This is a genomic window from Burkholderia sp. AU45274 (genome assembly GCF_030482505.1).
Taxonomy (GTDB): domain Bacteria; phylum Pseudomonadota; class Gammaproteobacteria; order Burkholderiales; family Burkholderiaceae; genus Burkholderia.
In genome coordinates this window covers 36621-49253 of the sequence record NZ_JAUJQE010000012.1, presented here as the reverse complement: position 1 = coordinate 49253, position 12633 = coordinate 36621, and the positions used below count along the sequence as shown (strand labels likewise).

The window sequence follows — 12633 nt, the reverse complement described above, 5'->3', positions numbered from 1 at the left end:
TAATTCATCCGGCGGCGGGAGGCCAAAAGCTTCCCGTCGCCGGTCGCACATTTCCCACAAGAAAATACGAGACGCATCATGTTCACATTCGTGTTGCGCCGCGTGGGCATGGTGATCCCGACTTTCATCGGCATCACCATCCTGGCGTTTGCGCTGATTCACCTGATACCGGGCGACCCCATCGAAGTGATGATGGGCGAGCGCGGCGTCGATCCCGCGATGCATGCGGAGGCGATGAAACGCCTCGGGCTCGACCAGCCGCTGCCCATGCAGTACATCCACTACATCGGCCGGGCGCTGCATGGCGACCTGGGCATGTCGATCATCACCAACACGAGCGTCGCGGGCGAGTTCTTCGCGCGCTTCCCGGCGACCGTCGAGCTGTCGCTGTGCGCACTCGTGTTCGCGCTCGCGGTCGGGCTGCCGGCCGGCGTGATCGCCGCATTGCGGCGCGGCTCGGTCGTCGACCATGGCGTGATGGGCACCGCGCTCACCGGCTACTCGATGCCGATCTTCTGGTGGGGGCTGATCCTCATCATGGTGTTTTCGTCATATCTCGGCTGGACGCCGGTGTCGGGGCGCATCGCCGTCGAATACGATTTCCCGCACCCGACGGGCTTCATGCTGATCGACGCGCTGCTCGCGCCGGATGAAGGCGCGTTCAAGTCGGCGGTCAGCCACCTGATCCTGCCCGCGATCGTGCTCGGCACGATCCCGCTCGCGGTGATCGCGCGGATGACGCGCTCGTCGATGCTCGAAGTGCTGCGCGAGGACTACATCCGCACCGCCCGCGCGAAGGGGCTGTCGCCCGCGCGCGTGGTCGTCGTGCATGCGCTGCGCAATGCGCTGATCCCGGTCGTCACCGTGATCGGCCTACAGATCGGCACGCTGCTCGCGGGCGCCGTGCTGACCGAGACGCTCTTTTCGTGGCCCGGTGTCGGCAAGTGGCTGATCGATGCGATCGGCCGCCGCGACTATCCGGTCGTCCAGGGCGGCATCCTGCTGATCGCGACGCTCGTGATCGTCGTGAACCTGGTCGTCGACCTGCTGTACGGCGTGCTGAATCCGCGCATCCGCCACACGAGGTAATCCCATGAGCAATCTGCAAAATACCCTGCCGACCGAATCCGCGCCGGCCGGCGGCCGTGCGCTCGCGCTGCGCGAGTTCTGGGCCAACTTCTCGCGCAACCGGGGCGCCGTCGGCGCCGGCATCGTCGTGATCGTGCTGATCCTAGTCGCGCTGCTCGCGCCGCTGCTCGCGCCGCACAGCCCGGTCGAGCAATACCGCGACTTCGTGAAGATCCCGCCCGCATGGCTCGAAGGCGGCAACTGGAAATTCATCCTCGGCACCGACGAAGCAGGCCGCGACATTCTTTCGCGGCTGATGTTCGGCGCACGGATGTCGTTCTGGATCGGCTTCGTGTCGGTCGTGCTCGCGCTGATCCCCGGCATCGTGCTCGGGCTCGTCGCCGCGTTCTTCCAGAAGTGGGCGGACACGCCCGTGATGCGCATCATGGACGTGCTGCTCGCGCTGCCGTCGCTGCTGCTCGCGGTCGCGGTCGTCGCGATCATCGGCCCGGGCCTCACCAACACGATGTTCGCGATCGCGATCGTCGCGCTGCCGGCCTATGTGCGCCTCACGCGCGCCTCGGCGCTCGGCGAGCTGCAGAAGGAGTACGTGACGGCGTCGCGCGTGGCCGGTGCCGGCACGCTGCGCCTGATGTTCTCGCAGGTGCTGCCGAACTGTACGGCGCCGCTGATCGTGCAGGCGACGCTCGGCTTCTCGTCGGCCATCCTCGACGCGGCCGCGCTCGGCTTCCTCGGCCTCGGCGTGCAACCGCCGACCGCCGAGTGGGGCGCGATGCTGGCCTCCGCGCGCGACTACATCGACAATGCGTGGTGGATCGTGACGATGCCGGGCCTGTCGATCCTGATTTCGGTGCTCGCGATCAACCTGCTCGGCGACGGGCTGCGCGACGCGCTCGATCCCAAACTGAAACGGATGGCGTGAACATGAGCCAAGATCTTCTGACCATCCGCAATCTCGCGGTGAACTTCAACGGCCTGCCTGCGGTCGACCGGATCAACCTGTCGATCGCGCCGGGCGAGGTGGTGGGCGTCGTCGGCGAATCGGGCTCGGGCAAGAGCGTGACGATGATGGCGCTGATGGGCCTGATCGACGCGCCGGGCAAGGTGACGGCGGACGAAGTCACGTTCAACGGCGTCGACCTGCTGAAGGCGTCGCCGAAGGCGCGCCGCAAGATCGTCGGCAAGGACATCGCGATGGTGTTCCAGGACGCGCTGACGAGCCTGAACCCGAGCTATACGGTCGGCTACCAGATCAAGGAAGTGCTGAAGCTGCACGAGGGCTTGCGCGGCGACGCGCTGCACCGGCGCGCGCTCGAACTGCTCGACCAGGTCGGCATTCCCGATGCGAAGAACCGCATCGCGTCGTTCCCGCACCAGATGTCGGGCGGGATGAACCAGCGCGTGATGATCGCGATGGCGGTGGCGTGCAACCCGAAGCTGCTGATCGCCGACGAGCCGACCACCGCGCTCGACGTGACGATCCAGGCGCAGATCATGGACCTGCTCGTGAAGCTGCAGAAGGAGCGCGGGATGGCGCTCGTGCTGATCTCGCACGACCTGGCCGTGGTGTCGGAAGTCGCGCAGCGCGTGGCGGTGATGTACGCGGGCGAGGTGATCGAGACCAATCGCGTGCCCGACATCTTCCGTGCGCCGCATCATCCGTACACCGAAGCGCTGCTCGCGGCGATTCCCGAGCACAATCAGGGGGCGCGTCGCCTTGCCGCATTGCCCGGCATGGTGCCGGGCCGCGATGATCGCCCGTCCGGGTGCCTGTTCGCGCCGCGCTGCAAGTACGTCGTCGACGACTGCCGCAAGGCGCGGCCGGCGCTCGACACGCTGGTGCCGGCCAACGATGCGATGCGCGCGCGCTGCATCAAGCCGCTCAACGTTTCCAACCTCGACCTGACGGGAGGTGCACGATGAATGCAGTCAATCAAACGCCTCGCGTGTCGCACGACGAGGAAGCCGTGCTGGTGGCCGACGGCCTCGCGAAACACTATTCGGTGAAGCGCGGGATGTTCGGGCAGGGCACGGTGAAGGCACTGAACGGCGTGTCGTTCTCGCTGAAGCGCGGCAAGACGCTCGCCGTCGTCGGCGAATCGGGCTGCGGGAAGTCGACGCTCGCCCGCCAGCTGACGATGATCGAGACGCCCACCTCGGGCAGCCTGACGATCGACGGCAAGAACGTCGCCGGCGCCAGCCGCGAGACGGTGGCCGACCTGCGCCGCCGCGTGCAGATGGTGTTCCAGAACCCGTTCGCGTCGCTGAATCCGCGCAAGACCGTCGAGCAGACGCTTTCCGAGCCGCTCGAGATCAACGCGAACCTGACCGCCGCCGAACGCGCGCAGCGCATCGCGCAGATCATGCGCACGGTCGGCCTGCGGCCCGAGCACGCGAAGCGTTATCCGCACATGTTCTCGGGCGGCCAGCGCCAGCGTGTCGCGATCGCGCGCGCGATGATTCTCGATCCGCGCATCGTCGTCGCCGACGAGCCGGTGTCCGCGCTCGACGTGTCGATCCAGGCGCAGATCCTGAACCTGTTCATGGATCTGCAGGAGCAGTTCAAGACCAGCTACGTGTTCATCTCGCACAACCTGTCGGTGGTCGAGCACGTCGCGGACGACGTAATGGTGATGTACTTCGGCAGCGTCGCGGAGCTGGGCGACAAGGCGACGATCTACGCACGGCCGCGCCATCCGTACACGCGCGCGCTGATGTCGGCGACGCCGGCGATCTTCGAGGAAGACCGCCGCGTGCAGATCAAGCTGCAGGGCGAACTGCCGTCGCCGCTCAATCCGCCGTCGGGCTGCGCGTTCCATCAGCGCTGCCCGTATGCGGTCGAGCGCTGCCGGCTGGAGGAGCCGCAGCTGCGCGAGGTCGACGGCCGGCGCGTGGCCTGCCATCGCGCCGAGGAAGTCGGGGAGGAGAATGCCTGAGGTGTTGGCGGCGCGCGCGTCCGGCGTGCGCCGTGCGGGGGCAAGCAGCGCGCGCGTGATGCGCGCGTGCCGCTACGCGCGGCGCTGGAGCGTGCGTACCGTCACGGGCGCGGCGCTGGCCGGCGCGTGCGTGGCGGCCAGCCTCGTGGTTCCCGTCGAATCCGCGCGCGCCGAAGGGCGCGCGCCGGCCACTTCACCGATCCATCCATCGCAAGTCCCGCCGCCCGGCATGAGCCTGCCGGGCTTCCACGCGCCTGCCGTGTCGAACGGCACGGTTTCAAGCGGCTCCGTGCGCGTGCAGCCCGCCCGCATGCCGTTCTACGTTGCAACCAAGGGCAAGGTCACGCTCTACGTGCTCGGCACGCTGCACACCGGCGACCCGTCCGACTACCCGAGCGTGCAGCCGTTCCGGCCGCGCATCCTCGCGGCGCTCGCCGCGTCGCCCACCCTGGCGCTCGAGCTGTCGCCCGACGACCTGCTCGAATCGCAGGACGACGTGTCGAAGTACGGCGTCTGCCGCTACCCGTGCCTGCAGCGCCTGCTGCCCGAGCCGCTGTGGCAGCGGCTCGCGGCGCGCCTGCGCGGCAACCCGGCCGCGCTCGTCGAGATCCGCAAGATGCGGCCGTGGCTCGCGGCGCTCGTCGTCGAGACCTACGATTCGCTGTCGGCCGGCCTGCAGACGGAATACGGCACCGAGGCGCAGCTGCAGAACGTGTTCCTGAAGAAGAAGGGCGGCCGCGTGATCGGGCTCGAGACGCTCGCCGAACAAATGCGCGCGTTCACCGGGCTGACGCTCGCCGAGCAGCGCGAGATGCTCGCGCAGGACATGGTGCAGACGCCCGCGCAGAACGCCGACGACATCAAGGCGCTGCATCGACTGTGGCGAATTGGCGACGCCGATGCGATCTCGGCATGGGCGGTCGCGAAGAGCGAACGGCTCGCGCGTTCGAAGGCGTTGTCGGACGCGATCGACAACAAGATCGTGTACGAGCGCAACCGGCGCTTCGTTGCACGGATGACGGCAATCGCCGCACCGAACCGGCCGCTGTTCGTCGCGATCGGCGCGCTGCACCTGGGCGGCCCGCGCGGCGTGCTCGAATTGTTGCGTCAACAAGGTTACAGCGTCGACGCGAACTGATCGCCGTCACCGCGCCCGAACCGATCCTCCCCTGTTTGATCGACGCCGTGCGAGCGGCTCAAACGCCTGGTTGGGCACGCGATTCGATAAGGAAAACCCTCGAATCATCAGAAAATAGCGTTTCAAACGATTGACATCCCGATCTGCCAATATCTATTCTTCGATCCACAAGTTGAAAAAATGAAAAGAATAGAAAAAGTTCTACGGGGTAGCAGAAAATAAAGCGCGGGGTTAGCGCGTTGCCGGCACGTGGTGCACGTGCCGGCCGCGGTAGTGTCTGCATGTACGGCGGGGCCAATCATCGTCGGACAACAACAATGCATGCAGGCCGACTTGCGGGATAAGCGACGTTCCGTCGTCCCACCGGGGAAAGGCAGTAATCGGGCGGCGGCGGACGTTTTTTAATCCGGAATAGTTTTCCGGTCACCGTCGCAAGACGGTTTCGGGGGGCGAATCGACAGACGGCGAAGCCGCAGCGATTGTGCCAACGGAAAAGCGCCACGAGGGCGCTTTTTTCTTTTGTGCGACGGATCGTGCGTCCGCTGGCGCGATCGGCCGGATCAGGCGCGTTCGTCGGCCTGCAGCATCCCGGGCGCGACCACGTCGACGCCCACCGCCTCGAGCGCGGCGCGAATCCGTTTCGCGAATGCCAGCGCGTGCGGCCCGTCGCCGTGCAGGCAGACGGTCTGCGCATTGAGCATCACCCATTCGCCGCCGATCGCCCGCACCTGCCGGCTGCGCACCATGTCCAGCGTGCGCGCGATCATCGTGTCCTCGTCGTCGATCAGCGCGCCGGGCTGGTTGCGCGGCACGAGCGAGCCGTCCGCGCGGTAGCCGCGATCGGCGAACACTTCCTCCACCGCGGCGAGCCCCGCGTGCCGCGCGGCCGCGACGAACACGCTGTTCGCGAGCCCGAACACCGCGAGCGACGGGTCGAAATCGCGGATCGCGGACACCACCGCATCGGCGATCAGCGGGTCGCGCGCGGCCTGGTTGTACAGCGCGCCGTGCGGTTTCACGTGCGCGATGCGCCCGCCCTCGGCCTGCGCGATCGCCGACAGCGCGCCGAGCTGGTACAGCACGCCCGCGTAGATGTCGCTGGCCGGTAGCTGCATTTCCTTGCGGCCGAAATTCTCCGGATCGTGAAAGCTCGGGTGCGCGCCGATCGCCACGCCTTTCTGCACGGCCCAGCGTACGCAGTCGCGCATCGCGTTCGCACCGCCCGCATGCCACCCGCATGCGATGTTCGCGGACGTCACGAGGTCGAGCAGCGCCTCGTCCGAACCGCATCCTTCGCCGAGATCGGCATTCAGATCGATTTGCATGATGTTCCTCGTCCACTGATTGCGTGGCCCGTTTTCTCTACTGCGACTGCCTTCGGTACCGCTACCGCCATTGTCACGCCGCGCGCGACTCGGCGCGGCGGCGCGCTTCCTCGCGCATGTCGATCGCCACGTCGATCTGCCGCAGATACGCACGTTCCGCGGCCAGCGCGGCGCGCGCGGCGTCGGGTGTCGTGCGCACGAAGCGGATCGGCAGGTTGAGCCGCGCCTGCGCGAGTTTCCACAGGTCCGCCCGGATCACCGTGCCGATCTTCGGGTAGCCGCCGGTGGTCTGCGCGTCGTGCATCAGCACGATCGGCTGGCCGTTCGGCGGCACCTGGATCGTGCCGGGCAGCACCGCGTGCGACAGCAGCTCGGCCGGCCGCTCGCGCACGAGTTCGACACCGGCCAGCCGGTAGCCCATGCGGTTGCTGTTCGCCGTGACCAGCCATTCCTCATCCCAGAACGCCTGCTGCGAATCGGCGGCGAACGACGCGTAGTCGGGGCCCGGCAGCACGCGCACGGGCATCGCCCACGGCGCATGCGCGGGGCGGTGACGGCGCGGCGGCTCGTCGACGCGCACGAACGCGCACCACGCCGGCGCCTTGACGCCGAATTCGGGCGCGTCGGCCGCGAGGCAACCCATCCCGGCCGGAAGCACGCCGATCGGGAGGCGATCGCCGTCGCGCAGCGCGCGGCCGCCGAGGCCGCCGAAGCGCGACGCGAGATCGGTGCTGCGCGAGCCGAGCATCGGCAGCACGTCGATGCCGCCGGCGATGCACAGGTAGCCGCGCATCCCGCGTTTCGCGGCGGGCAGCACGAGCGTCTGCCCGGCCTCGACCGGCAGGCTCCACCATGAATATACGCGCTGGCCGTCGAGCGTCGCACCGAACTCGGTGCCGGTGATCGCGATGCGGGTCGCGCGCGTGAAGCGGAACGCGGCCGGGCCGATCGTGATCTCGACGGCCGCCGCATCGGCGCGGTTGCCGACCAGCCGGTTGCCGACTTCGAGCGCGAGGCCGTCGAGCGCGCCGCCCTGCGCGACGCCGAGATGGCGTGCGCCGCGGCGCCCGAGATCCTGCACGGTGGACAGCGGGCCGGCCCGCACCACTTCGATGGTGCCCGGTACGGTGCTCTGGGTCATCGTGCGTCGACTCCGGCAATGGTGAAGCGCACGCGGTCGCCGGGCAGCAGCAGCGTCGGCTGCGGCCGCGCCGGGTCGAACAGCACGTGCGACGTACGGCCGATCAGTTGCCAGCCGCCGGGCGACGTGGCCGGGTAGATGCCCGTCTGCGCGCCGCCGATGCCGACCGAGCCGGCCGGCACCTCGAGGCGCGGCGCCGCGCGGCGCGGCATGTGCAGCGCGGCGTCGAGCCCGCCGAGATACGCGAAACCCGGCTGGAAGCCGACGAAGAACACGACGTAGGCGCCGGCCGCGTGGCGCGCGACGACTTCGTCGGCCGACAGGCCGGTATGCGCGGCGACGGCCGGCAGATCGGGGCCGGCGGCGCCGCCGTATTCGACCGGGATCTCGACCTCGCGGCCGTCCGCGTGCTCGACGTCGGCCGTCTCCCACGCGTCGCGCAGCGCGGGCGTGAGCGACTCGGCCGTCGTGGCGAGCGCGTCGAATACGATCGTCAGGTTGTTCATGCCGGGCACGACGTCGATCACGTCGGGCCACGCGCGCGCGGCCTCGGCAACGGCCCAGACGCGGCGCTGGCAATCGAGCGTGGCGGGCGGCGGCACCTCGCAGACGAGGGCGGCATCGCCGAGCGGATAAAAGCGGGGTTGCGTCATCGGACTGGCACGGTTCGGACGGCAATGTTAGCGCACATTGTCAATAAAATATCGACAACTTCCCAATAAGCGTTTTCGCCTAGCCCGTATGTCGGGGCTTCTGGCGTACACTCGGCACACCCTGTCATCCGGCTTGCTCCGCCTTTCCATGAAGCGTCCTGCGACCAAGATCGTGTCATCCGAACACCTCGTTTCCGATTCGAGCGCGGAGCTGTCGGAACTCGAATACGGCCTCATCATGGCAGGCAATGCTTTCAATCGGTGGATGGTGCGCTGCATGTCGGCGGCCGGCGCGAAGGACATGACGGCGGTCGAGGTGTCGCTGCTGCATCACGTCAGCCATCGCGAACGCAAGAAGAAGCTCGCCGACATCTGCTTCGTGCTCAATATCGAGGATACGCACGTCGCGACCTATGCGCTGAAAAAACTGATCGCCCGCGGCTATGTGAAGAGCGAGAAGAACGGCAAGGAAGTGTTCTTCTTCGCGACCGACGCGGGCCGCGACCTGTGCCTGAAGTACCGCGAGGTGCGCGAGCACTGCCTGATCGAGACGCTGAAGGACAGCGGGCTCACCAACGAGCAGATCGGCGACGCGGCGCAGTTGCTGCGCAACGCATCGGGCCTGTACGACACGGCCGCGCGCGCGGCGGCGTCGCTGTAAACGGTTGCGCCGCGGCTGGCGCGCCGCGGTGCGCTGACGGGCGTGCGACGACGGATGCGGCGCCGCCCGCCGCCTCATCCGGCGGCCGGGTACAGCGCGCCGTCGGTCACGATCCAGTGCAGCGCGAGATCGTGCGCTTCGGCCGGCAGCGCATCGACGCGGCACGCTTCGTACGCGATGCCGACCGTCACGGGCAGTTCGCTGCCCGGCCATGCGGCGAGCGTACGGTCGTAGTAGCCGCCGCCGTAGCCGAGCCGGTAGCGCTGCAGATCGAATCCCACACAGGGAATCAGCAACAGGTCGGGCACGACGACGATTCCCGACGCCGGCTCCGGAATCCGGTGATGACCTTCGCGCATCGGCGTGTGCGTGTCCCACGCATGGAACTCGAGCGGCGTGTGCCGCTCGTCGATCACGGGTAGCGCAGCCTGCCTGCCGGCGCCGGCCGCGCACCACGCGAGCACGGCCTCGCGCGCATCGAATTCACCCGGCAGCGGCCAGTAGAACCCGACCGTGCGCGGCGCGAGCCGGTCGAGCAGCGTGCGCAGCCGCGCATCGAGCGCGGCGTTCACGGCGGGTTGCGACGCGGCGTCGCGACGCGCGCCGGACAGCGTTTTGCGTAGCGCAACCTTCGGGTTCGGCACAGGGTTGCGTGCTATGCTTTCGCTCACTTCGTGCTCCATTCAAAACGATGTCGAACAGCCTTTTCCGAGTATATCGCGCGGTCGCGCTCACACTTTCGGCCGCCGCGCTCGTCGCGGGTACGGCTGCGTGCGCCGCACCGAACGACGATACGGTCGCCGGGGATGACCAGACCTTCGTGCAGCTTCGTGAAGCCGCGCGTCGCAACGACGCCGCGAAAGCCGCGCAGCTCGCGTCGATGATCCCGAACTATCCGGTACCGTCCTACGTCGAGTATTTCCAGATCAAGCCGCAGTTGTTCGATTCGACGGGCCGCGCGCGCGTGGACGCGCCGGACGCGCCCGTGCAGTCGTTCCTGCAGCGCTACGACGGCCAGGCGATCGCCGACCGCCTGCGCAACGACTACCTGCTCGTGCTCGGCGCGCGCCACGACTGGCGCAACTTCGACGAGCAATACAAGCGCTTCGTGCTCGACGACGACACGCAGGTCAAGTGCTATGCGCTCGAATCGCGCGCGGCGCGCGGCGAGAACGTCGCCGAAGCGGCGCGTGCGCTGCTCGTCGAGCCGAAGAATTACGGCGACGCGTGCGTCGACCTGATCACCGCGCTCACGGTCAACCAGCAGTTCACGAGCGACGACGTGTGGCAGCAGGCGCGCCTCGCGTACGAGCAGAACTACACGACGCTCGGCGGCAAGATCGTCGACGCGCTCGGCCCGCGCCCGGTCGGCTTCGACCAGGCGACGAGCGCGCCGCCGCTGTACCTCGCGCGCGGCGTCGGCCCCGACGCGACGTCGCACCAGATCGCACTGATCGCGCTCGGCCGCATGGCGCGCAACGATCCGGACGCCGCCGCCGGGATGCTGACCACGGTCGCGCCGTCGCTGACCAAGCAGGAGCAGGCGATCGTGTGGGGCGCGATCGGCTACCAGGGCGCGATCAAGCGCTCGCCGCTCGCGTCGGTCTGGTACGCGAAATCGACGAATGCGCCGCTGTCGAACCCGGGCTACGAATGGCGCACGCGCGCTGCGCTGCTCGCCGGCAACTGGCCGATGGTGCGCTGGTCGATCGAGCAGATGCCGCCGTCGCTGCGCGACGATCCGGCGTGGATCTACTGGCATGCACGCGCGCTCAAGCAGAGCGGCGACACGCTGCAGGCGAACCAGGAATTCGAGCAGGTCGCGGGCCAGTTCAACTTCTACGGGCAGCTCGCCGGCGAAGAGCTCGGCCAGCGCACGACGATCCCGCCGCGCACGAAGGTGAGCGACGCCGAGATCGACGCGATGAGCAAGATTCCGGGCTTCGCGCTTGCGCAGCGTTTCTATGCGCTGAACCTGCGCCTCGAAGGCAACCGCGAATGGAACTGGCCGCTGCGCGGGATGACCGATCGCCAGCTGCTGGCCGCGGCCGAATACGGCAAGCGCGTCGAGCTGCTCGACCGCACGGTCAATACGGCCGACCGCACGAAGGCCGAGCACGACTTCACGCTGCGCTACCCGTCGCCGTACCGCAACATCGTCGAGCGCTATGCGCAATCGACGGGCCTCGACACCGAATGGGCGTACGGGCTGATCCGCCAGGAATCGCGCTTCATCATCAGCGCGCGTTCGTCGGTGGGCGCGGGCGGCCTGATGCAGCTGATGCCGGCCACCGCGCAGATGGTCGCGAAGAAGCTCGGCATGGGCACGATCTCGCGCGCGCAGATGCACGACATCGATACCAACATCCAGCTCGGCACCTGGTATCTGGCGGACATCTACAACAACTTCGACAGCTCGCCGGTGCTCGCCACGGCCGGCTACAACGCGGGCCCGGGCCGGCCGCGCCAGTGGCGCCAGGTGTTGACGCAGCCGGTCGAAGGCGCGATCTTCGCAGAAACGATTCCGTTCAACGAGACGCGCGACTACGTGAAGAACGTGCTGTCGAACACCGTCTACTACGCGGCGCTCTTCGAGGGCAAACCGCAGTCGTTGAAGAAACGTCTAGGCATGATCTCGCCCTGATACGCAATCTTCACACTGCCGCGCGAGACGCGGCAGTGTTCTTTTGAGGCTCACGACATGGATCGCCAGACCGTCGCGCTGCTGGGCGGCACCGGCTTCATCGGCAGCCGGCTCGTCAATGCGCTGATCGAATCCGGCAAGCAGGTGCGGATCGGCACGCGCCGGCGCGACCACGCGCGCCACCTGCAGATGCTGCCGGTCGAAATCGTCGAGCTCGACGCGCTCGACACGCGCACGCTCGCGCGCTTCGTCGCCGGTGCGCACGCGGCGATCAACCTGGTCGGCGTGCTGCATGGCGGCCGCGGCACGCCGTACGGGCCCGGCTTCGAGCGCGCGCACGTCACGCTGCCGGCCGCGCTCGCGACCGCCTGCACCGAGGTGGGCGTGCAGCGCGTGCTGCACATGAGCGCGCTCGGCGCCGATTCGCAGGGCGCGAGCATGTACCAGCGCTCGAAGGGCGACGGCGAGGCCGCGTTGCATGCGATCGCGGCGACCGATTCGCTCGCGCTGACGATCTTCCGCCCGTCGGTCGTGTTCGGCCCCGGCGATGCGTTCCTCAACACGTTCGCGAACCTGCAGCGCTCGGTGCCCGTGCTGCCGCTCGCGATGCCCGACGCGCGCTTCCAGCCGGTGTTCGTCGGCGATGTCGTGCGCGCGTTCGTCAACACGCTCGATCTCGCGGCCGCACACGGCAAGACCTACGAACTCGGCGGCCCGACCGTCTACACGCTCGAGCAGCTGGTGCGCTATTGCGGCACGCTGGTCGGCCGCCAGGCACGCATCGTGCGGCTGCCCGACGCGCTTGCGCGGCTGCAGGCGAGCGTGTTCGAATGCCTGCCCGGCGAGCCCGTGCTCACGCGCGACAATCTCGCGACGATGTCGGTGCCGAACGTGCTGTCGGGGCCGCTCGCGCCGGAGCTCGGGATCTCGCCCGCGAGTCTCGAAAGCATCGCGCCCGCGTATCTCGGCCAGGCCGCGCAGCGCTCCCGGTTCGACTGGTTCCGCTCGCGCCGCTAGCCCGGCAACGTCCTCCCTTCCACCTTCGC

12 protein-coding genes are annotated in these 12633 nt (G+C 68.2%); 8 read left to right on the top strand and 4 right to left on the bottom strand.

Features of this window, described 5'->3' with window-relative positions; translation table 11 throughout:
* Positions 1 to 78: 78 nt before the first annotated feature.
* From QZM35_RS31415 to QZM35_RS31395, 5 genes are read left to right on the top strand one after another with little or no spacing between them, the layout of a single operon-like run.
* Positions 79 to 1089 (top strand): ABC transporter permease subunit, encoded by a 1011-nt coding sequence (locus QZM35_RS31415; protein ID WP_089426535.1) that lies wholly within the window; start codon positions 79 to 81, stop codon positions 1087 to 1089.
* A gap of 4 nt (positions 1090 to 1093) precedes the next feature.
* Positions 1094 to 2011 (top strand): ABC transporter permease subunit, encoded by a 918-nt coding sequence (locus QZM35_RS31410; RefSeq protein WP_089426534.1) that lies wholly within the window; start codon positions 1094 to 1096, stop codon positions 2009 to 2011.
* 2 nt (positions 2012 to 2013) lie between these two features.
* The gene (locus QZM35_RS31405; RefSeq protein WP_089426533.1) at positions 2014 to 3012 is read left to right on the top strand and encodes an ABC transporter ATP-binding protein; all 999 of its coding nucleotides are present in this window, start codon (positions 2014 to 2016) and stop codon (positions 3010 to 3012) included.
* Positions 3009 to 4025: a peptide ABC transporter ATP-binding protein gene (locus tag QZM35_RS31400; protein ID WP_089431828.1), complete on the top strand. Its 1017-nt coding sequence runs from the start codon at positions 3009 to 3011 to the stop codon at positions 4023 to 4025. Before QZM35_RS31405 ends, QZM35_RS31400 begins: the two co-directional genes overlap by 4 nt.
* Positions 4018 to 5163 (top strand): TraB/GumN family protein, encoded by a 1146-nt coding sequence (locus QZM35_RS31395; RefSeq protein WP_089431827.1) that lies wholly within the window; start codon positions 4018 to 4020, stop codon positions 5161 to 5163. The genes QZM35_RS31400 and QZM35_RS31395 overlap by 8 nt, the downstream gene beginning before the upstream one ends.
* Before the next feature lie 560 nt (positions 5164 to 5723).
* Here QZM35_RS31395 and pxpA read toward each other — a convergent pair.
* The 3 genes from pxpA to pxpB all read right to left on the bottom strand — a co-directional run bounded on the left by pxpA (position 5724) and on the right by pxpB (position 8282).
* Complete coding sequence (gene pxpA, locus QZM35_RS31390; RefSeq protein WP_089426531.1) at positions 5724 to 6488, bottom strand: 5-oxoprolinase subunit PxpA; 765 nt, start codon at positions 6486 to 6488, stop codon at positions 5724 to 5726.
* Positions 6489 to 6561: 73 nt separating this feature from the next.
* Positions 6562 to 7629, bottom strand: a complete 1068-nt coding sequence (locus tag QZM35_RS31385; protein WP_301777445.1) for a biotin-dependent carboxyltransferase family protein — start codon at positions 7627 to 7629, stop codon at positions 6562 to 6564.
* Positions 7626 to 8282: a 5-oxoprolinase subunit PxpB gene (pxpB, locus tag QZM35_RS31380; protein WP_089426529.1), complete on the bottom strand. Its 657-nt coding sequence runs from the start codon at positions 8280 to 8282 to the stop codon at positions 7626 to 7628. The genes QZM35_RS31385 and pxpB overlap by 4 nt, the downstream gene beginning before the upstream one ends.
* A gap of 148 nt (positions 8283 to 8430) precedes the next feature.
* On the opposite strand from pxpB, the gene QZM35_RS31375 reads away from it, so the two are divergent.
* Positions 8431 to 8943 (top strand): winged helix DNA-binding protein, encoded by a 513-nt coding sequence (locus QZM35_RS31375; protein ID WP_027788908.1) that lies wholly within the window; start codon positions 8431 to 8433, stop codon positions 8941 to 8943.
* Positions 8944 to 9017: 74 nt separating this feature from the next.
* Here the strand turns inward: QZM35_RS31375 and QZM35_RS31370 are convergent, their stop codons facing one another.
* Positions 9018 to 9626 (bottom strand): 5-formyltetrahydrofolate cyclo-ligase, encoded by a 609-nt coding sequence (locus tag QZM35_RS31370; RefSeq protein WP_301777444.1) that lies wholly within the window; start codon positions 9624 to 9626, stop codon positions 9018 to 9020.
* Between the two features lie 8 nt (positions 9627 to 9634).
* Between QZM35_RS31370 and QZM35_RS31365 the strand changes: the two genes are divergently transcribed.
* A complete protein-coding gene (locus tag QZM35_RS31365) occupies positions 9635 to 11587 on the top strand; it encodes a lytic transglycosylase domain-containing protein (protein WP_301777443.1) in 1953 nt (650 codons plus the stop codon).
* Positions 11588 to 11644: 57 nt separating this feature from the next.
* Positions 11645 to 12604: a complex I NDUFA9 subunit family protein gene (locus tag QZM35_RS31360; protein WP_089431823.1), complete on the top strand. Its 960-nt coding sequence runs from the start codon at positions 11645 to 11647 to the stop codon at positions 12602 to 12604.
* The last annotated feature ends 29 nt before the right edge of the window (positions 12605 to 12633 follow it).

Coding starts and splice junctions, on each gene's coding strand:
- QZM35_RS31410 (WP_089426534.1), top strand. CDS start 1,094: ATGAGCAATCTGCAAAATACCCTGCCGACCGAATCCGCGCCGGCCGGC.
- QZM35_RS31365 (WP_301777443.1), top strand. CDS start 9,635: ATGTCGAACAGCCTTTTCCGAGTATATCGCGCGGTCGCGCTCACACTT.
- QZM35_RS31400 (WP_089431828.1), top strand. CDS start 3,009: ATGAATGCAGTCAATCAAACGCCTCGCGTGTCGCACGACGAGGAAGCC.
- pxpA (WP_089426531.1), bottom strand. CDS start 6,488: ATGCAAATCGATCTGAATGCCGATCTCGGCGAAGGATGCGGTTCGGAC.
- QZM35_RS31395 (WP_089431827.1), top strand. CDS start 4,018: ATGCCTGAGGTGTTGGCGGCGCGCGCGTCCGGCGTGCGCCGTGCGGGG.
- QZM35_RS31370 (WP_301777444.1), bottom strand. CDS start 9,626: ATGGAGCACGAAGTGAGCGAAAGCATAGCACGCAACCCTGTGCCGAAC.
- QZM35_RS31385 (WP_301777445.1), bottom strand. CDS start 7,629: ATGACCCAGAGCACCGTACCGGGCACCATCGAAGTGGTGCGGGCCGGC.
- QZM35_RS31375 (WP_027788908.1), top strand. CDS start 8,431: ATGAAGCGTCCTGCGACCAAGATCGTGTCATCCGAACACCTCGTTTCC.
- QZM35_RS31405 (WP_089426533.1), top strand. CDS start 2,014: ATGAGCCAAGATCTTCTGACCATCCGCAATCTCGCGGTGAACTTCAAC.
- QZM35_RS31360 (WP_089431823.1), top strand. CDS start 11,645: ATGGATCGCCAGACCGTCGCGCTGCTGGGCGGCACCGGCTTCATCGGC.
- pxpB (WP_089426529.1), bottom strand. CDS start 8,282: ATGACGCAACCCCGCTTTTATCCGCTCGGCGATGCCGCCCTCGTCTGC.
- QZM35_RS31415 (WP_089426535.1), top strand. CDS start 79: ATGTTCACATTCGTGTTGCGCCGCGTGGGCATGGTGATCCCGACTTTC.